This is a genomic window from Streptomyces inusitatus (assembly GCF_014651115.1).
In the GTDB taxonomy this organism is placed as follows: Bacteria; Actinomycetota; Actinomycetes; order Streptomycetales; family Streptomycetaceae; genus Streptomyces; species Streptomyces amakusaensis.
Genome location: NZ_BMWG01000046.1, coordinates 1 through 17,589 on the forward strand (window position 1 = coordinate 1; position 17,589 = coordinate 17,589).

Sequence of the window (17,589 nt, forward strand, 5' to 3'; positions counted from 1 at the left end):
GGACGATGTCGCGTACGTCATCTACACCTCCGGCTCCACGGGCCGACCCAAGGGTGTGGTCGTCTCCCATCGCGGCCTGGGCAACCTCGTCGCCGCGCAGATGGCACGGCTCGAAGTGGGAGCAGGCTCACGCCTCCTCCAACTGGCCTCGCTGAGCTTCGACGCCTCGGTGTGGGAGCTGTGCACGGCCCTCCTGTCGGGCGCCGCGCTGGTGGTGGCCGACGCGGAGAACCTCCCGCCGCACGGATCCCTCGAAGAGGTCACGGCCCGGTTCGGCGTCACGCACATGCTGGTGCCGCCGTCGCTGCTCGCACCCGTGCGGCAGCTCCCCGAGAGCGTCGTCAGTCTCGTCGTGGGCGGCGAGGCCTGCCCGCCGTCGCTGGTCGAGCGCTGGTCGTCCCGACTGCGCCTGGTCAACGCGTACGGCCCGACCGAGGTGACCGTCATGGCGTCGCTGAGCGAGGCCCTGACACCGGCGGGCGAGGACAGCCCCGTCTCGATCGGCGGGCCACTGCTCAACACCAGGGCCTATGTGCTGGACGGATTCCTCCAGCCGGTGCCGGTGGGCGTGGCGGGGGAGCTGTATGTATCGGGTCCGGGACTGGCGCGCGGCTATCTCAATCGACCGGGGCTGACGTCGGAGCGGTTCGTGGCCAGCCCGTTCGGGGGCAGGATGTACCGCACCGGGGACCTGGTGCGATGGACCGCCGGCGGTGAGTTGGTCTTCGCGGGGCGTGCCGACGAGCAGGTGAAGATCCGCGGCTTCCGCGTCGAACCCGGTGAGATCGAGTCGGTCCTCGCCGCGCACGAGAGCGTGGCTCAGGCCGCCGTGATCGTCCGCGAGGACCGGCCCGGGACCAAGCGGCTCGTCGCCTACGCGGTGCCCCGGGCGGAGGCCGAGATCGATCCGCAGGCCCTGCGGGAGTTCGCGGCCCAGCGGCTGCCCGACTACATGGTCCCGGCGGTCACAGTCGTCCTGGAGGCCCTCCCGGTCACCGCCAACGGCAAACTGAACCGGGCCGCGCTGCCTGCCCCCGACCTCGCGGTGGCGTGTGGCCGAGCGCCCCGGACGGCGACCGAGGAAGCGCTCTGCGGCCTCTTCGCCGAAGTCCTCGGAGTGGAGAAGGTCGGAGCCGACGTCTCGTTCTTTGAACTGGGCGGCGACTCACTGATCGCCATGAGGCTGATCGCGCTGATCCGCAATGTCCTCAACGCGGAGGTCAGCATCAGGGCGCTCATCGGCGCACCCACCGTGGAGGCGGTCGCGCGGTCGCTGACCGGCGGCTCCGGCGGGGACGACACCGGGCTGCTGCTGCCGATCAGGACGGAAGGCGACAAGCCGCCCGTGTTCTGCGTCCATCCGAGCACCGGACTGAGCTGGTCCTACACCGGGCTGGCCCGTCATCTCCCCGCCGACCGGCCCGTCTACGGCCTTCAGGCCCGTGGCTTCGCCGCCGGTGAGGAGAGGCCGGAGACCCTGGAGGAGATGGCGGCGGACTACGCCGACCGGATCCGCGGCGTCCAGCCCACCGGCCCGTACCACCTCCTCGGCTGGTCCTTCGGCGGGACCGTCGCCCAGGCCGTGGCGACCCGGCTCCAGGAGCAGGGCGAGGAAGTCGCCCTGCTGGTCAGCCTGGACGGCTACCCGGCCCCCGGCGGGGCCCCGGAGAACGCCCCGGCGGACTTCGCCGACGGCGCTCAGGGGGCCCCGAGGAACAAGGTCCGGATGCTTCGTGAGATTCACGAGGTGAACGCGCGCAATGTGCGGCTCCTGCACGACTTCACACCAAGGGTCTACCGGGGCGACCTGATGCTCTTCATCGCCTCCGAAGGACATCCGGCAATCGGGCAGCCGGCCGGGTCGCCGAACAGTTGGACACCCTATGTGGATGGGATCGTGGAGAGCGTCACGGTCAAGTCCGATCACGACGGAATGATGAAGCCGACGCCCCTCGCGGAGATCGGACGACTGATTTCCGCACGACTCCAGGACAGGGGAGTGTAAATGGACGACAGAGTGGGTCCCGAAGAGGGCCGGAACACCGACCGTAAGAAGCAGTTGCGCATGGCCGTCGCGGTCGGCGTGGGCTCGGGCCTCTCCGTCGCCCTTGTGGTCGCGGGCCTGGCCTTCGCCTTCAACGCGGCCGACTCCTCCGACGGAAAGGGGACTTCCGCGGCCGGTTCCCCCTCTCCGTCGGACAAGGAGGCCGATGAGAAGTACGTCGCGAATCTGGCCTTCTCCAAATGCCTCAGGGCACAGGGCGTGGATAAATTCCCACTGCCCGAGAGCAATGGCTCGATCAGACTTGAGGCATCCTCCGGGATAGACGTCAATACAAAGGAGTTCAAGAAGGCGGAGGAAACCTGCCGCAAGCAGGCCCCGCCCGTCGGACAGAAGCAGAGCAGGCCGCCGGACGCGCCCAAAATCGACGCTTCAAAATATGTCGCGTGCATGCGGGAGAACGGTCAGCCCGACTTCCCCGAGCCCGACGAGGGAGGCATGTTCATGGGCATCGACCTGGACACACCCGAGTACAAGGCGGCGCAGAAGGCGTGCGTGAAGCTCATGCCCGTGCTCGGCGGCCCGCCCGCGGCCAACTCCTGACCCGACCGGTCCGACCGGTCCGACCGGTCCGACGACCTGACGACCGATCGAGCCTGCCGGCCCCGGTCCGCCCTCTCGGCGGACCGGGGGCCCTTTGTCACCCCCTCGGGCCCCCGCGCCCCGCCGGCCGGGGCCCCGCCGCCCCGCCCCCCAGGGGCTTCAAGAGCAGCAACACGCTGAAACCGGAGGCTCCGTAGAAAGGAACCCGAGGCGGAAGTCCAGGACCAAGCCATCGAGCGAACGCAGGCCGTCGAGTAATGGAGAATCACATGTCAGTCATTTGCCGCCGTGAGGCCGACCAGAGCGGGTCCGGCACGAGCAGGTCCGGCACGAGCCGACTGCGCCGGACCACCGCGATGGCCGTTCTGCTGACGTCCGTCACCCTGCTCGCCGGGGCCTGCGGAAGCGACGAGGGCAAGAAGTCCGAGGTGGCGTCCGTGCCCTCGGCCGGACAGTCCTCCGAGAGCACGGCCGACCAGTCCAGCAAGGCCGACCCGGTGGAGTACGCGAAGTGCATGCGCCAGAACGGCGTGGCGGACTTCCCGGACCCCCGCTCCGGCGGCGGGATCACCCTCCCCAAGGGCGTCGACCCGCAGTCCGACGCGTTCAAGAAGTCGGAGGAGGCCTGCAAGGAGTACCGGCCGAACAGGGGATCCGTCGATGTGCCCGGCGGAAACGAGTGGAGCAGCGACGACCAGGTCAAGTTCGCCCAGTGCATGCGTAAGAACGGCCTCTCCGACTTCCCCGACCCCGACGCCGAGGGCGGCGTGATCCTCGGCCAGGGCACCGGCATCGACCCCAAGTCGGAGCAGTTCAAGAAGGCCGACGCGGCCTGCAAGCAGTACAAGCCGCAGGGCGCGCCCGGCGCCGAGGGCGGCAACTGACCATGGCCACCACAGAGATCCCCACGGAGGGGGCGCAGAGCGCCCCGCCACCCGAGGAGCCGGAGCGGCGGCCCGGTACGCGCCGTCGGCACCGCGGCCGGACGGCGGCGGTCGTCGTCGCCCTGGTCGCGGCGGGCGGAGCGGGCGCGATATTCGCCAACCCGTTCGACTCCGCTCGGAGTCAGGACCCCGCCGCCAGCAGCCAGGACACCGCGACCAACACGGCCAAGGTGACCAAGGGAACGCTCTCCTCCCGTACCCAGCAGAACGGCACACTGGGCTACGCCGGCTCCTACGACGTGGTCAACAAGGCCAGCGGAACGGTCACCAGGGTGCCCGCCGTGGGCCAGGTGATCCGCCAGGGCAAGCCGCTGTACTGGGTGGACGGCGAGCCGGTGATCCTGCTGAAGGGCGCCAGGACACCGGTCTACCGGGCACTTGAGCGGGGGGACGAGGGCGAGGACGTCAAGCAGCTGAACGCGGCGCTCGTCGAACTCGGATACGCCACCGACGAGCAGATCGACCCCGACTCCGACTACTTCAGCCGCCAGACGCGCTGGGCCCTGAAGAAGCTCCAGGACGATGTGGGAGTCGAGGAGACCGGGAAGCTCAGCCTCGGCCAGGCGCTGTTCCTGCCCGTCGACGAGATCAGGGTGACCAGCGTCGACGCGGTGATCGGCGGTTCCGCCGCGCCGGGGAAGCCCATCATCCAGGGCTCCTCGACCGGCCGCCAGGTCACCGTCGAGCTGAACGCCTCCCAGCAGTCCGATGTGAAGGTCGGCGACAAGGTGACCATCACCATGCCCGACGACACATCGACCCCCGGAGTGGTGTCGTCCGTCGGCAAGGTCGCCAAACAGGGCGAGAACAAGACCACCATCGACGTCACCATCAAACCGACCAAGCCGAAGGTGACCGGCCGGCTCGACAAGGCGCCCGTCCAGGTCGCCATCGTCTCCGACACCGTCAAGGACGTGCTGTCCGTGCCCGTCGACGCGCTGCTGGCCCTCGCGGGCGGCGGCTACGCCGTCGAGGTGGTCAAGGCGGACCGGACCACCGAGCTGATCCCGGTGGAGACCCGGCTGTTCGACGGCAGCGCGGGCCGGGTCGAGGTGAGCGGCGACCGCCTCAGGGCCGGTCAGGATGTCGTGGTGCCGGGCTCATGACCGAGACGACCATCGAAGAGAGAACGGCCGGCCGCCGCCTCGCCGGCGAACCGGTCATGCAACTGGACCAGGTGACCAAGGTCTACCCCGGGGTGTCGCCGGTGGTCGCCCTCGACAAGGCGACCTTCACCATCCACCGGGGCGAACTCGTCGCCATCGTCGGCCCTTCGGGCTCCGGCAAGTCGACCCTGCTCCAGGTCATGGGAAGCCTCGACCGCCCCAGCTCCGGCACGGTCCGCATCGTCGGCGACGACGTCGCCAAGATGTCGGACCGGGCCCTGGCGCGGCTGCGCTCCTCCCGGATCGGCTTTGTCTTCCAGCAGTTCTTCCTGGCCCAGCACGCCACCGCGCTGGAGAACGTCGCCGACGGAATGCTCTACTCCGGAGTGCGGCACCCGGCTCGGACCGAGGCCGCCACCATCGCCCTGACCAGGGTCGGACTCGGCCACCGGATCAAGCACCGCCCGGCCGAGCTGTCCGGCGGCGAACGCCAGCGCGTCGCGATCGCCCGCGCCCTCGTCGGCAACCCCGCGATCGTCCTCGCCGACGAACCCACCGGCAACCTCGACAGCGTCAACGGCGCGGCCATCTTCGACCTGCTTCGGGAGTTGAACGCGGAGGGCACCACCATCGTCGTGATCACTCACGACCGGGACCTCGCCACGCGGCTGCCCCGACGCATCGAAGTGCTCGACGGCCGCATCGTCACCGACACCGGCCCGGCGGACGGACCGGTGTCCACCGAAAGGCGCCCGACATGACCCTCACCGCCCCACCCTCCGGCCGGATGCACCCGGCCGACGTGGCCAGGGTCGCCAGCGTCGGGCTGCGCACCAGACGGATGAGGGCCGCGCTGTCGGCGCTGGGCATCGCCATCGGCGTCGCGGCGATGGTCGCCGTCCTCGGTCTGTCGGCCTCCTCGCAGGCCGGGCTCCTCGCCGAGATCGACAAACTGGGGACCAATCTGCTGAGGGTCGCCCCCGGCCAGACCCTCAGCGGGGAGGACGCCAAACTCCCCCTTGAGGCACCGGCGATGATCGACCGGATCGGCCCCGTGGAGGATGTGCAGAGCACCGGGAACACCCAGGCGTCCGCCTACCGCAATCCGCACATCCCCAAGGCCAACACCAACGCGATCTCCGTCAACGCCACCAGCCTGGGCCTGCCCGGAGCGGTGCGCGCCTCCGTCGCCCAGGGCCGGTTCCTGAACAAGGCCACCGCCCAGCAGCCGGTCGCCGTGCTCGGCGCGACCGCCGCCAAACGGCTCGGCATATCGAAGATCCACTCCGGGGCCCGTATCTGGGTCGGCGGACAGTGGTTCTACGTCGTCGGCATCCTCGACTCCGTACGGCTGACCCCCGAGGTCAACTCGGCGGTGCTGGTCGGCTGGCCGGCCGCGGAGAAGTACCTCGACTTCGACGGCCACCCGTCCACGGTCTATGTCCGGGCCGACACCGACCAGGTCACCGAGGTGCAGAAGGTGCTCGCCGCGACGGCCAACCCGGAGAAGGCCGAGGAGGTCAAGGTCAGCCAGCCCTCGGCCGCCCTCGAAGCCCGCGCCGCGACACAGTCCGCGCTCAACGGACTCTTCCTCGGACTCGGGGCGGTCGCTCTTCTCGTCGGAGGCATCGGAGTCGCCAACACCATGGTCATCTCGGTGCTGGAGAGACGGTCCGAGATCGGGTTGCGGCGCGCGCTCGGCGCGACCAAGGGAAACATCCTGGTCCAGTTCCTCTCCGAGGCGGTGCTGCTCGCCGCGCTGGGAGGCGTGGCGGGAGTCGCCCTGGGCAGTCTCGCCACCGCCGTCTACGCCCAGATCAAGGGATGGGAGACAGTGGTCCCGGTACTCGCCTGGGGTGGCGGACTCGTCGCGGCCATCGCGATCGGCGCACTGGCGGGACTGCTGCCCGCACTCCGCGCCGCCCGGCTCCAGCCCACCGAGGCGCTGCGCATCGCATGACGCGGCCGTGCCCGGCACGCGGCCGGCGGCTGCCGCGTGCCGGGCACCCGCACGCCGAGGAGAGCGCCGGGGGAGCGCCGAGAAGAACGCGGAGGAACGGCGGAGGAACGCGGAGGAACCCGGGAGGAAGACGTGTACCCGAACATCCCCCTCATGGCCCTGACGGCCGGCCTCCTGGTGATCACCGTCATGGTCGCCGCCCTCGTCCTGAGCGGGACGTCCGGCGGACCGCACGACCGGTCACCGGGCCGACCGGCGAAGCGGCACGACCACCGCCCGGTTCTCGCGGGACTCCTCACCGGGACGGGAGCAGGCACCATGCGCGCGATCCGAGGAGCGACCCAGGCCGACGGAAACGACCGGGACTCCATCCTGGAGGCGACGACCGAACTCCTCGCCGAGGTCATGAACCGCAACGGACTCACCACCGACGACATCATCTCCGTCCTGTTCACCTCCACCCCGGACCTCACCGCCGAGTTCCCCGCCCTCGCCGCGCGCAAGGCCGGATTCCACGATGTGCCCCTGCTCTGCGCCGTCGAGATCGACGTCCCCGGGGCGCTCCCCAGGGTCGTACGGCTGATGGTGCACGCAGGCACCGACCGGCCCCGCGCCCAGATCCAGCATGTGTATCTGCGCGGCGCGGCCCGGCTCCGCCAGGACATCGCGGGCTGACGCCCCGCCCGGGCGTCGCTCCGCCGAACGGAGCAGTCCCGCGGCGTCCGCCCGCCCGGCCCGCCCGCCGGACGCCAGGGCCCCGCGAAGAGCGACGCCCCCTCACCCGTACCGCCGGCGCGCCCGCCGGAGCCCCTCCCCCCGGCCCGGCCCCGCCCGCGCCGGAGTTGCGTGCCCATCCGTGCCGTGAGTCCGTTGATGACGTGCTGTGCCGGTCACGACTGTCAGGAGGAGGCATGCGCACCAAGCAGAACGGCCACCCGGCCGAAAAGCTGTCCGTGGTGTACTCGGTCCACGTCGTCGAAGGTGGCGAGCAGGGATTCCTCGACGCCTACGAACGCATACGGAAGTCCGTCGCCGCCGTCCCCGGTCACCTCATCGACCGGCTGGGAGAACCCATCGACGACTCCCGGCAGTGGGTGATCAGCAGCGAATGGGAGACGCCCGAACACTTCTTCGCCTGGCAGCAGGGCGAGGACCACCGGGCGCTGCTGGAACCGCTGCGCGTCTGGGTCGACCAGACCCAGTCGCTGCGGTTCCGGATCATCCAGGAAACCGTGGGAGCCAAGCCATGACACACCACACCGGCCCCGTCGCCGTACTCGGTCTCGGCTCGATGGGCACCGGCCTCGCCACCCGCCTTCTCGACCAGGGCGTACAGGTCCGGGTCTGGAACCGCACCCCGGAACGGACCGGGCCGCTCGCCGCCGCGGGCGCGGTCGCCGCGGCCCATCCCGCCGCAGCCATCGAGGGCACCAGCGCGGCCATCTGCACCGTCGCCGACAGCGACGCGCTCGCCGCCGTGCTGCGCGGCCCCGACGGCATCCTCTCCGGCGGCCCCTACCCCGGCGCACTCGTCTGCGCCAGCACCGTCGCCCCCGAAGAGGTCGTCAAGCTCACCGGAGACCTGCACTCCGTGCTGGACGTCGGCATGCTCGGCAACCGCGAACACGCCCGCAACGGCGAACTGCGGCTCTTCGTCGGCGGCGAGGAACGCGTCTTCACCGCCGGGCTCCCCCTGCTCGAACTGCTCGGCAAGGAAGTCGTCCATCTGGGCGAACTCGGCTCCGGCATGCGGATGAAACTGCTCCTCAACCTGCTCATGGGCATCGAGGTGCAGGCCATGGCCGAAGCGGTGGAACTGGCGGCGGCCTCCGGACTCGACCGGGCGCTGGTCCTCCGCGCGATCGCGGGCAGCGGCTTCGCCTCGCCCGTCATGGCCTTCAAGTCCAAGCGGCTGATCGCCAAACGCTTCGACGAGCCGGACTTCCGGCTGCGCCTGATGGCCAAGGATCTGCTGCTGGCATCGAACCAGGCCGCCGCGGCCGGGCTGCGCCTGCCCCTGCTCGCCGCCGCCACCCAGACCCATGTCAGCGCCACCGAACAGGGCCACGGAGACGAGGACTGCGTCGCCGTCGCCCACGCGATCGCACCCGAACCGGGAACCCATCCATGATCATTGACATCCATGGCCATCTGTCCCCGCCGGAGGCCGCCCGGCGCTTCCCGATGCCCCCGAGCCTCACCGACGTCGACGGAATGCTCGCCGCCCGCGCCAAGGCAGGCATCGACCTCACCATCATCGGCAGCCCGGTCGGGGCCGGCGCGATGGCCCGCGTCCCCGGCGTCGACAACTACCGCCAGCCCAGGGACCGGCTGCGCGGCTTCCACGCCTGGATGTCCGGCCTCATCAAGACCTTCCCCGACCAGCTCCGCGGCTATGTGTACGCCAACCCCTTCGGCGACGACGACCATCTCGAAGGCGTACGGGAGACCCTGGCGGACCCCGCCTTCGTCGGCCTGATCACCACCTCCAGCGTCCACGGCGAACTCCTCGGCTCGCCGAAGGCCGACTCCTTCTTCGCGCTCGCCGCCGAGGTCGGCAAACCGGTCCTGGTGCACGCCCCGGCCGAGCCGATCGGCACGGAACGCGTCGACGACCTCGGGTTCGTCGAACAGATCGGCCGCTTCGGCGACCTCACCACCGGCCTGGCCATGATCGCCTTCGCGGGATGGCTGGACAAATACCCCGATCTCCGGCTCATCGGCGCGACCGGCGGCGGCGCGCTCGCCCTGCTGCCCGAGCGCCTCCAGACCGCCGCCCGCCCCCGGCACTGGGGAGGTCAGGCCCCTCAGGGCCAGGCCCCGCCCGGACAGGCCGAAGCGCCCCCCGCCGACCCGGCGGCGGCCCTGAGCCGGCTCTATGTCGACACCAGCACCTTCAGCCCGGCCCATCTGGGGCTCAACGCCGAGGTGCTGGGCCCGGAGCGGATGCTCTTCGGCACCGACTCGCCGCCGATGAGCGTGCCCCTGGAGGAGTTCATCCGCCTGATCGAGAAACTGCCGCTCGACAAGGCCTCCCAGCAACTCATCCTCGGCGGCAACGCCGAGGCCGTCTTCGACCTCAGGAGCCGTCCGTGACCAGCGTCGACGACCCGGCCACCGCGGCCGAGCAGTGCACCCCGGCCTTCCGGCGCGACCCCTACCCGGTCTACGGACTTCTCAGGGAGACCGCGCCCGTCTGCCCGATCCGCCCCCGGCACGGCATCGAAACCTATCTGATCACCCGTTACGAGGACGCCAGGGCCGCCCTCTCCGACCCGCGGCTGAGCAAGGACATGTACGGCGCGATGGACTCCTACCGGAGGATCTTCGGAGACTCCTCCGTGGCGCTCGACGACCACATGCTCAACTCCGATCCCCCCAAACACACCCGGCTGCGCAAACTGGTCAGCTCCGGCTTCACCCCCCGCCGGGTGGAGGCCCTCCGCCCCCGTATCCAGGGCGTGGTGAACACCCTTCTGGACGAGGCCCCGACCCGGGAGCCGGTCGATCTGCTCGCCGTGTTCGCCTTCCCGCTGCCCATCATCGTGATCTGCGAACTCCTCGGCGTGCCGGAGGCGGACCGGGCCAAGGTCCAGGGCTGGTCCACGACGGTGGCCCAGACCGGCTTCAGCAAGGAGTCCAAACTGGCCCAGCAGCGCGCGGAGGAGAGTCTGTACGCGTACTTCTCGGAGGTCATCGGCGACAAGAGGGAACGCCCCGGCGAGGATCTGCTGAGCGCGCTCATCGAGGCCAGGGACGAGAACGGCACCCTCACCGAGCATGAAATGATCTCCACCGCTTTTCTGCTGATGTTCGCGGGCCACAAGACGACCGCCTATCTCATCGGCAACGCCGTCCACCAGCTGCTCACCCACCCCGACCAGCTCCGCGCGGTCCGGGAGGACCCCGAGCTGATCGGACCGGCGGTCGAGGAACTGCTGCGCTACGACGGCTCGGTGGAGACCGCCACCTTCCGTTACGCGACCGAGGACCTCGACATCGCCGGGACCCGGATCCCGCGGGGCGCCCTGGTGCAGATCGCGCTCAACTCGGCCAACCGCGACCCGCTCAAGTTCGACGCCCCCGACCGCTTCGACGTCACCAGGCCCGGAAACGCGCAGAGCGCGCATCTCGGTTTCGGCCACGGCATCCACTACTGCCTGGGGGCCTCCCTGGCCCGGCTGGAGACCCAGCTCGCGCTCACCGCTCTCTTCGAACGCTTTCCGAAAATCGCGCCGGCCGACCCCGCCCGCGAGGCGAGTTGGCTGGAAGTGCCCTTTCCCGCCTTCCGGGGTCTCACCGAACTGCCCGTCATCCTCGACCCGGGCCCCTGACCGGCCCGGCGCTGACCGGTCGCCCGCGCCGGTGGCCGGTCAGCGCCGCCGCAGTGCCTCGAACGGGTTCGGCGTCAGCCCGGTCCAGCGGTGCAGCACCGCCCGTCCGGTCCGCAGAGTCACCCCGTCCGATTCGGCGGTGCCCGCCTCGGCGACGTAGAAGCGGCCGTCGTCGAGCGAGACCAGCCCGTACTGCCCGGCCGACTGATACCCGTACACATCGGATTCCTCGTCGTACAGCCCCCGGGGCGCGAGGGTGAGCATCCGCCCCACCTCGGGGCTCGCCTGACCGCGCACCAGCCCCCAGCGGGTGCGCTCCGAGCCGTCGATCACGAAGAAGGAGTAGTTGGGGAACGTCTTCTTCTTCCCCTTGTAGACGGCCATCCGCCAGTCGCCGCTGTGCGCGTCGTACTCCAGATTCTGCACACCGTAGGTGGTGTTGCCGGTGTACACGAAGAACTTCCCGTCGGGGCGCGCCGGACCGCTGGTGTGCGGCTCGCTCTCGCTGAGCGGCCTCTCGTACCGCTTCCAGAACCGCACGTCGTACTGGAGCAGCACCTGATGGTCGTTGTCCGTGCGGCTGGTGTTCGAGTAGACGCCGTACGCGACGGTCAGCCGGGGCCTGCGCGGCGGATCCAGGCCGGGGCCGAAGGCGACGCCGTCGATACCGCTGCATCCGTACCGGTGGTCGGGGGTGTTCGCGGTGTTGCCGTCGAAGACGCCGTCGCCGTTCATGTCGGCCGTGTAGTCCTTCACGACCTCCTTCAGATGGACGGTGGAGACCACTCCGGTGGAGTGCGCGTCCATGTTCATCCGGGTGATGCGGTCCCCGTCGAAGATCGCGATGTAGAACGCCTTCGCGGACTTGTACTCCAGCGAGCCGTAGACCCGGCCGTCGTCCTTGTTGAAGTCGAGATCCCCCAGATGCCCGGTGAAGCCCGTGACCGAGCCGACCGGCCTGCCGCGCAGATCGGTCTTGACCAGCAGATCCGTGAACGAGAAGTACATGAAACCGCCGTCCCGGTCCAGGGCCGTGCCCTGGAGGTGGCCGGAGCGCCACTTCCCGCCGTCGACGGCGGCGGGCACCGGGGGCGGGGCGGCCGCCGGGACGGCCCGCGCCGTGCCCCCGCCCGCCACGGCGGCCGACACGACGACGGCGGAGACGGAGAGGGACAGGGCCGCAAGCCGGGCGCGTGCGTTTCTTCGCATGGATTCCTCCGACAGCCTGATCCTGGGGTCTGAAGGGTTCTGTGGCTCTGCAGTGGTGATGCCCCGCGGTGGTGCACGGGAGACCACCGCCGGGTGAACCCGGCGTGTATCCGGCGTACGACGACGGTGCCACGGCGCGGGCCGACCCGCCGGGCACACCGGGGCGCTCCGGCGGGTCGTGTTAGCGTGTGGATCACGCAGAGCGACCGGATCCGGCCGCCGACACACAGGGGCGAACGGAACCTTCATGAGCATTTGGACCACCCGTCCCGAGCGTCCCGGGGACGCCGAGGCGGTCCACGCGATCAACGCGGCCGCCTTCCCGACCCCCGCCGAAGCCGATCTGGTGGACGCCCTGCGCGCCGACGCGGAAGCGTGGATCGACGGGCTGTCCCTGGTGACCGAGGCCCCCGACGGCACCCTCGTCGCGCACGCCCTGCTCACTCGCTGTCATGTCGACGGCCACCCGGCGCTCGCCCTCGCCCCCTGCGCGGCTCTCCCCGCCCACCAGCGCCGGGGCGCGGCCTCCGCCGCGATCCGCGCGGCGCTCGAAGCGGCCCGACAGCAGGGGGAGAGCCTGGTGCTGGTCCTCGGACACGCCGACTACTACCCCCGGTTCGGCTTCGAGCCGGCCTCCCGCTGGGGGATCCGCGCGCCGTTCGAGGTCCCCGACGAGGCGATGATGGCCCTCGTCCTGGATTCGGACCAGCCGGTTCCGTCCGGGGTCATCCGGTACGCGGACGCCTTCGGCGTCTGAGGCCCTGACCGGCGACCGGCCCTGACCGGCTCTGCCCGGTTCCGGGCGGAGTCAGGCCCGGCGGACGGCGCGCGCCTCGCGCAGCTCCCGCCGGGTCGCGGTGATCAGTCTCTCGCTGCTGTCGAAGGCCTCCTGAAGGCCCGCCGCCGGAGTGGTGTTCGCCTTCTGGTGCAGCACCACCCCGAGGATCAGACCGTCGCCCCGGCCGTCGCCGGTCTCCGCCGCCCACATCAGCGCACCGCCCGCCGGGGTGCTCGACCCGGTCTTCACACCCACCACCCCCGAGGTCCCCAGCAGCCTGTTGGTGTTGACCACCGTCCCGGTGCCGCCGCCGACGGTGACCTCGCGCGTGGCGACGATCGACCGGAAGACCTCGTCGCGCATCACCGCCTCGGCGAGCCGCAGCTGATCGGCCGCCGTGCTCCTGGTGGACGCCTCCAGACCGCTCGCGCCGGTGTACGTGGTGCGGCTCATCCCCAGCTCCCTCGCGGCCCGGTTCATCTTCGCCACGAAGGCCCCCTCCGTGCCGGAGTGCCAGCGCGCCAGCAGCCGGGCCGCGTTGTTGCCCGACGGCAGCAGCACCAGTTCCAGCAGCTGCCGCTGGGTCAGCTCCTGCCCCGCGGAGATCGGCACGGTCGACTCGTGGAGGGAGTGGGACTCGTCCGACGCCCGCTGGTCGACGGTGATCCGCGGCCCGGGCTCGCCCTGCCGGAGCGGACGGTCGCGGAGGACGACGTACGCGGTCATCACCTTGGTGACGCTGGCGATCGGCACCGGCCTCTGCTCACCGCTGGTCCCCAAGACCCCCAGTCCGGTGACCGCGACACCCGCCTGGCCGCCCTTCGGCCACGGCAGCCGCATGGTCCCGCCGGTCTCCGTCACGGTGACGGCGGCCGGCCCCTCCCGTCCCGCTCCGAGGACCGCCGCCCCTCCGCCGAGCGCCGCCAGGGCCAGACCGGCGGCAGCGCCCCGCAGCAGCCGACGGCGTCCCGGCGGCGACGGCGCGACGGCGACGGCGGCCACCGGACCTTGCACGGCGGACGGAGCCGCACCGGGCTGGACGTACATGGATACCTCCGGGGGAGACGGACGCGCCGGGCGGCGCACTTCCATCACCCTCCGGCGCCGACGTCTTCACCGGCCCGAGGCCGGTCACCGGCCGGCGCTCAGTCGTGTATCGGCTCCGTATCGGCGGGCAGCCGCAGCACGGCGACCGCCCCGCCGTCCGGCGCGTTGGAGAGCCGCAGCGCCGCGCCGATCACCCGGGCCTGCCCCAGGGCGATGGTCAGCCCCAGCCCGTGCCCGTGACCGCGTTCGGCGCTGCCGGTGCGGAACCGCTGCGGCCCCGACTCCAGCAGCGCGGCGGGGAAGCCCGGCCCGTGGTCGCGTACGACGACGGTGAGACCGTCCACCCGCACCTCGACCGGACCACGGCCGTGCCGGTGCGCGTTGATGACCAGATTGGAGATGATCCGGTCCAGCCTGCGCGGATCGGTCTGTGTCTCGGCGTTCTCCACGACCGTGGTACTCGCCCGCAGCCCGGTGCGCGCCACGGACGCCTCCACCACACTGCCCACGGGCACCCACCGCGGATCCGCCGCCTCCGCACCGGCGTCCAGCCGGGAGATCTCCAGCAGATCCTCGACCAGCCCGCGCAGCACCCGCACCCGGTCGCGCACCAGCTCGGTGGCCTCGCCGTCCGCCAGCAGACCGGTGGAGGTCACCAGCCCCATCAGCGGGGTACGCAGCTCGTGCGCGACATCGGCGGTGAACCGCTGCTCGGTCAGCAGCCGCTCCTGGAGCGCGGCGGCCATCGAGTCGACGGCCCGGGAGATGTCGGCGATCTCGTCGCCGCCCCGGCCGCGCGCGCCGGTCCTGGCGTCCAGATCGCCTTCGGCGATGGCCCGCGCGGTGACCGTGACCCGCCGCAGCCGCCGGTTGAGCACCTCGGTGATCAGCACGGAGAGCGGCACGACCACCAGCAGCGCCGCCACCACCGCCTGGAGGAGGTTGCGGTCCAGGGCCGCGAGGCTGCGCTCCTCGGCCCCTCTCTCGAATCTGACGGCCACCGCTCCGTCGCCCAGACGCTCGGCCGCCCACATCCACGGCTGGCCGGGGCGGCGGGTGTCGTACCAGGTGACGGGTCCGTCCGAGAGGGCGACGCGCCGCCGCAGCTCATCGGGCAGCTCCTCGGGGGAGGGCACGTCGGCGAGCCCCGCCGCCCGGTGCTCCCGGACCACCGACTCCAGGTCGGTGAGGGCCATGGAGCGCGCCTCGGACTGAAGCCGCTGGACGGTGGTCCAGTGCACCAGCCCGCCCACGACCAGCGCCACCGAGCAGGACGCGGCGACGACGAGCGCGGTGATCTTCCAGCGCAGCGACCGCCAGTTCAGCAGGGCGCGCACCGCCCGCAGGGCCCGTCCGCCCGCCGTCTCGGCCGAGCCGGTGTGTCCCACGTCAGCGCCGCAGCTTGTAGCCGAAGCCGCGGACCGTCTCGACACGGTCGCCGCCGATCTTCTTGCGCAGCCGCTGCACACAGAGGTCGACCACTCGGCTGTCGCCGTCCCAGCCGTAGTCCCACACCTCGCGCAGCAGCGTCTGGCGGTCGAGCACGATGCCGGGGTGCGCCGCGAACTGGAGCAGCAGCCGCAGTTCGGTGGGGGCGAGAGCGACCCGGACCCCGTCCCGGAACACCTCCAGACCGCTGGTGTCGACGGTCAGATCGCCGAAGACGAGCCGGTCGCCGCCCGGCCGGGCGCCGGGCCCGCCGGCGGGGGAGTCCGCAGCGCTCTCCGGGCCGGGAGTGAAGGTGGCCCGGCGGAGGAGTGAGCGGATTCTGGCCACCAGAACCGGGGTGTCGACCGGCTTGACGACATAGTCGTCCGCACCGGCCTCCAGACCCGCGACCACATCGAGCGAGTCGCCCCGCGCGGACATCATCAGAATGGGGGTGAGGCTCGACTCACGGATCTTCCGGCAGAGGCCGATGCCGTCCAGCTCCGGCAGCATCACATCGAGAAGCAGCAGGTCGGGGCCGTGTTCCCGGAAGAGTTCAAGCCCGGTCAGCCCGTCGGCCGCCGTATGCACCGTGTAGCCGTAGCGCTCCAGCGCCATGGCGACCGAGGTGCGGATCACCTCGTCGTCCTCGACCAGCAGAACGGTGGCGGAACCGGATGACGGACCGCCACCGACCTTAAAATCTGGCATTTCTCACCATTTCGGATATATCGCTTGTGGCCGCCTTCCGCAGGGGCGTGCCGCCCGGGGGTGCCGGTCTCCCATCATGCCTCGCGGTCCGGGGTGGCAGGTCCACGCGCCGACGGGGAGCGACGCGTGGACCTGGGGCGGAGGTCCGGGAGACCTCCTCGGGGGTGGCCTCCACTCTGCGTGAGCCGCATCTCGGCGGAGGCAAGATCATGACTCGGCGAGGGGGCGACTGTGTATCGGCCGTGTATCGGCCCGCCGTCCGCCGGGCTCACACCCCCGGGCCGGGCCGCCGCCGAGTCCGGCCGGATATCACCGGGGATACCCGTGCCGATGCCGGGACCGGCCCAGGACTTCCGTACAGTGCGCAGACACGACGTGCCGCCTGGTCCGTCAACTGGCCACCGTGGCAGACTACTTCGGGCACTGGCCCGTTCGGTGGCACGGCGCGGGTGGGTATCGCGGCAGCAGGGAAATCGAACGGAGGGCCCTCGATGACGGACACCGGTGACGGCTTTGGTGCCATCGACACCAGCAAGCCTCATCCGGCTCGGATGTACGACTACTACCTCGGCGGGAAGGACAGTTACCCCGTCGACTGGGAAGCCGCCGAGAAGGTGATCTCACTCTTTCCGTCCGTCAAGACCATGGCGCGGGTCAATCGCGCGTTCATGCGGCGGGCCTCCCGACTGCTCGCCGAGCGGGGCGTGCGGCAGTTCCTCGACATAGGGACCGGGATTCCCACCGAGCCCAATCTCCACCAGGTGGTCCAGAAGTCGATCCCGGACGCCCGTGTGGTGTACGTGGACAACGACCCCATCGTGCTCCGTCACGCCGAGGCGCTGCTCCGGGGCACGCCCGAGGGGCGCACCGAGTACCTTCAGGCGGACGTCCGCGAGGTCGAGAAGATCCTTGAGGGCGCGCAGCAGATACTGGACTTCCGCAAGCCGGTGGCGCTCTCGCTGATCGCGCTGCTCCACTTCATCACCGACGAGCACGACCCCCGAGAGGTGGTCCGGCGGCTCATGGAGCCGATGGCTCCCGGGAGCTGTCTGGTGCTGTCCCATGTGACGGGCGAGTTCGACCCGAGGACCTGGGAGCGTGTCGTGCGGATCTACCAGGAGAACGGCATTCCCGCGCAGGCGAGGTCGGGGGAGGAGCTGGCCAGCTTCTTCGAGGGGATGGAGCTGGTCGATCCGGGCGTCCAGCTCGCCGACCGCTGGCGTCCGGAGCCGGGCGCGGAGCCCGTCGAGGCGCTGCTCGCCCCCATCTACGGGGGAGTCGCCCGCAAGATCTGATACGTCCGGGACATCCGGATGTCCCGGACGGCGCGAGGCCCTGCGGCGAGGAGTGTGCCGCAGGGCCTTTCGCGTCGCCGGTCGTGCTGTGTCAGTTCTTGCGGTGGTTGATGTCTTCGGTGAGTTGGGGCAGGACGGTGAAGAGGTCTCCGACGACGCCGTAGTCGGCGAG

The 17,589-nt window shown here is 70.9% G+C and carries 17 protein-coding genes; 13 read left to right on the top strand and 4 right to left on the bottom strand.

The genetic code is table 11. The features are described from left to right. From IE247_RS33315 to IE247_RS33365, 11 genes are all read left to right on the top strand, one after another. Positions 1-2,005: amino acid adenylation domain-containing protein (locus IE247_RS33315; RefSeq protein ID WP_190127111.1), on the top strand; the 2,005-nt coding region annotated here is incomplete at its 5' end. Next, positions 2,006-2,605 carry a hypothetical protein gene (locus IE247_RS33320; RefSeq protein WP_190127112.1) on the top strand — a complete coding sequence of 200 codons (600 nt, stop codon included), beginning with the start codon at positions 2,006-2,008 and terminating at the stop codon, positions 2,603-2,605. Between the two features lie 269 nt (positions 2,606-2,874). Then, positions 2,875-3,489, top strand: coding sequence for a hypothetical protein (locus IE247_RS33325; RefSeq protein ID WP_190127113.1), 615 nt, complete (start codon positions 2,875-2,877; stop codon positions 3,487-3,489). A 2-nt stretch (positions 3,490-3,491) separates the two neighbouring features. After that, positions 3,492-4,655, top strand: coding sequence for an efflux RND transporter periplasmic adaptor subunit (locus IE247_RS33330; RefSeq protein ID WP_190127114.1), 1,164 nt, complete (start codon positions 3,492-3,494; stop codon positions 4,653-4,655). Next, the gene (locus IE247_RS33335) at positions 4,652-5,416 is read left to right on the top strand and encodes an ABC transporter ATP-binding protein (RefSeq protein WP_190127115.1); all 765 of its coding nucleotides are present in this window, start codon (positions 4,652-4,654) and stop codon (positions 5,414-5,416) included. The genes IE247_RS33330 and IE247_RS33335 overlap by 4 nt, the downstream gene beginning before the upstream one ends. Then, positions 5,413-6,615 (top strand): ABC transporter permease, encoded by a 1,203-nt coding sequence (locus IE247_RS33340; protein ID WP_190127116.1) that lies wholly within the window; start codon positions 5,413-5,415, stop codon positions 6,613-6,615. Before IE247_RS33335 ends, IE247_RS33340 begins: the two co-directional genes overlap by 4 nt. Positions 6,616-6,933: 318 nt before the next feature. Next, complete coding sequence (gene aroH, locus IE247_RS33345) at positions 6,934-7,290, top strand: chorismate mutase (protein WP_190127126.1); 357 nt, start codon at positions 6,934-6,936, stop codon at positions 7,288-7,290. Between the two features lie 236 nt (positions 7,291-7,526). Then, the gene (locus IE247_RS33350; RefSeq protein ID WP_190127117.1) at positions 7,527-7,865 is read left to right on the top strand and encodes an antibiotic biosynthesis monooxygenase family protein; all 339 of its coding nucleotides are present in this window, start codon (positions 7,527-7,529) and stop codon (positions 7,863-7,865) included. Then, positions 7,862-8,746 (top strand): NAD(P)-dependent oxidoreductase, encoded by an 885-nt coding sequence (locus IE247_RS33355; RefSeq protein WP_190127118.1) that lies wholly within the window; start codon positions 7,862-7,864, stop codon positions 8,744-8,746. The genes IE247_RS33350 and IE247_RS33355 overlap by 4 nt, the downstream gene beginning before the upstream one ends. Beyond that, positions 8,743-9,711: an amidohydrolase family protein gene (locus tag IE247_RS33360; protein WP_190127119.1), complete on the top strand. Its 969-nt coding sequence runs from the start codon at positions 8,743-8,745 to the stop codon at positions 9,709-9,711. The genes IE247_RS33355 and IE247_RS33360 overlap by 4 nt, the downstream gene beginning before the upstream one ends. Beyond that, the gene (locus IE247_RS33365; protein ID WP_190127120.1) at positions 9,708-10,949 is read left to right on the top strand and encodes a cytochrome P450 family protein; all 1,242 of its coding nucleotides are present in this window, start codon (positions 9,708-9,710) and stop codon (positions 10,947-10,949) included. The genes IE247_RS33360 and IE247_RS33365 overlap by 4 nt, the downstream gene beginning before the upstream one ends. Before the next feature lie 39 nt (positions 10,950-10,988). Here the strand turns inward: IE247_RS33365 and IE247_RS33370 are convergent, their stop codons facing one another. Next, positions 10,989-12,158 (bottom strand): hypothetical protein, encoded by a 1,170-nt coding sequence (locus tag IE247_RS33370; protein WP_190127121.1) that lies wholly within the window; start codon positions 12,156-12,158, stop codon positions 10,989-10,991. Between the two features lie 247 nt (positions 12,159-12,405). Here IE247_RS33370 and IE247_RS33375 point away from each other — a divergent pair, with 247 nt between their 5' ends. Further along, complete coding sequence (locus IE247_RS33375; RefSeq protein ID WP_190127122.1) at positions 12,406-12,915, top strand: GNAT family N-acetyltransferase; 510 nt, start codon at positions 12,406-12,408, stop codon at positions 12,913-12,915. Positions 12,916-12,966: 51 nt separating this feature from the next. Here the strand turns inward: IE247_RS33375 and IE247_RS33380 are convergent, their stop codons facing one another. The 3 genes from IE247_RS33380 to cseB form a co-directional block, all read right to left on the bottom strand. Beyond that, positions 12,967-13,983, bottom strand: a complete 1,017-nt coding sequence (locus IE247_RS33380; protein WP_190127123.1) for a D-alanyl-D-alanine carboxypeptidase family protein — start codon at positions 13,981-13,983, stop codon at positions 12,967-12,969. Positions 13,984-14,081: 98 nt separating this feature from the next. After that, positions 14,082-15,329, bottom strand: coding sequence for a sensor histidine kinase (locus tag IE247_RS33385; protein WP_190127127.1), 1,248 nt, complete (start codon positions 15,327-15,329; stop codon positions 14,082-14,084). A gap of 43 nt (positions 15,330-15,372) precedes the next feature. Beyond that, positions 15,373-16,122 (bottom strand): two-component system response regulator CseB, encoded by a 750-nt coding sequence (cseB, locus tag IE247_RS33390; protein WP_190127124.1) that lies wholly within the window; start codon positions 16,120-16,122, stop codon positions 15,373-15,375. Positions 16,123-16,613: 491 nt separating this feature from the next. Between cseB and IE247_RS33395 the strand changes: the two genes are divergently transcribed. Continuing rightward, positions 16,614-17,417 (top strand): SAM-dependent methyltransferase, encoded by an 804-nt coding sequence (locus tag IE247_RS33395; RefSeq protein WP_190127125.1) that lies wholly within the window; start codon positions 16,614-16,616, stop codon positions 17,415-17,417. Positions 17,418-17,589: the final 172 nt, after the last annotated feature.

Excerpts from the sequence above, each read along its gene's own strand:
- IE247_RS33320 (WP_190127112.1), top strand. The coding sequence starts at position 2,006 with ATGGACGACAGAGTGGGTCCCGAAGAGGGCCGGAACACCGACCGTAAG.
- IE247_RS33325 (WP_190127113.1), top strand. The coding sequence starts at position 2,875 with ATGTCAGTCATTTGCCGCCGTGAGGCCGACCAGAGCGGGTCCGGCACG.
- IE247_RS33330 (WP_190127114.1), top strand. The coding sequence starts at position 3,492 with ATGGCCACCACAGAGATCCCCACGGAGGGGGCGCAGAGCGCCCCGCCA.
- IE247_RS33335 (WP_190127115.1), top strand. The coding sequence starts at position 4,652 with ATGACCGAGACGACCATCGAAGAGAGAACGGCCGGCCGCCGCCTCGCC.
- IE247_RS33340 (WP_190127116.1), top strand. The coding sequence starts at position 5,413 with ATGACCCTCACCGCCCCACCCTCCGGCCGGATGCACCCGGCCGACGTG.
- aroH (WP_190127126.1), top strand. The coding sequence starts at position 6,934 with ATGCGCGCGATCCGAGGAGCGACCCAGGCCGACGGAAACGACCGGGAC.
- IE247_RS33350 (WP_190127117.1), top strand. The coding sequence starts at position 7,527 with ATGCGCACCAAGCAGAACGGCCACCCGGCCGAAAAGCTGTCCGTGGTG.
- IE247_RS33355 (WP_190127118.1), top strand. The coding sequence starts at position 7,862 with ATGACACACCACACCGGCCCCGTCGCCGTACTCGGTCTCGGCTCGATG.
- IE247_RS33360 (WP_190127119.1), top strand. The coding sequence starts at position 8,743 with ATGATCATTGACATCCATGGCCATCTGTCCCCGCCGGAGGCCGCCCGG.
- IE247_RS33370 (WP_190127121.1), bottom strand. The coding sequence starts at position 12,158 with ATGCGAAGAAACGCACGCGCCCGGCTTGCGGCCCTGTCCCTCTCCGTC.
- IE247_RS33375 (WP_190127122.1), top strand. The coding sequence starts at position 12,406 with ATGAGCATTTGGACCACCCGTCCCGAGCGTCCCGGGGACGCCGAGGCG.
- IE247_RS33380 (WP_190127123.1), bottom strand. The coding sequence starts at position 13,983 with ATGTACGTCCAGCCCGGTGCGGCTCCGTCCGCCGTGCAAGGTCCGGTG.
- cseB (WP_190127124.1), bottom strand. The coding sequence starts at position 16,122 with ATGCCAGATTTTAAGGTCGGTGGCGGTCCGTCATCCGGTTCCGCCACC.
- IE247_RS33395 (WP_190127125.1), top strand. The coding sequence starts at position 16,614 with ATGACGGACACCGGTGACGGCTTTGGTGCCATCGACACCAGCAAGCCT.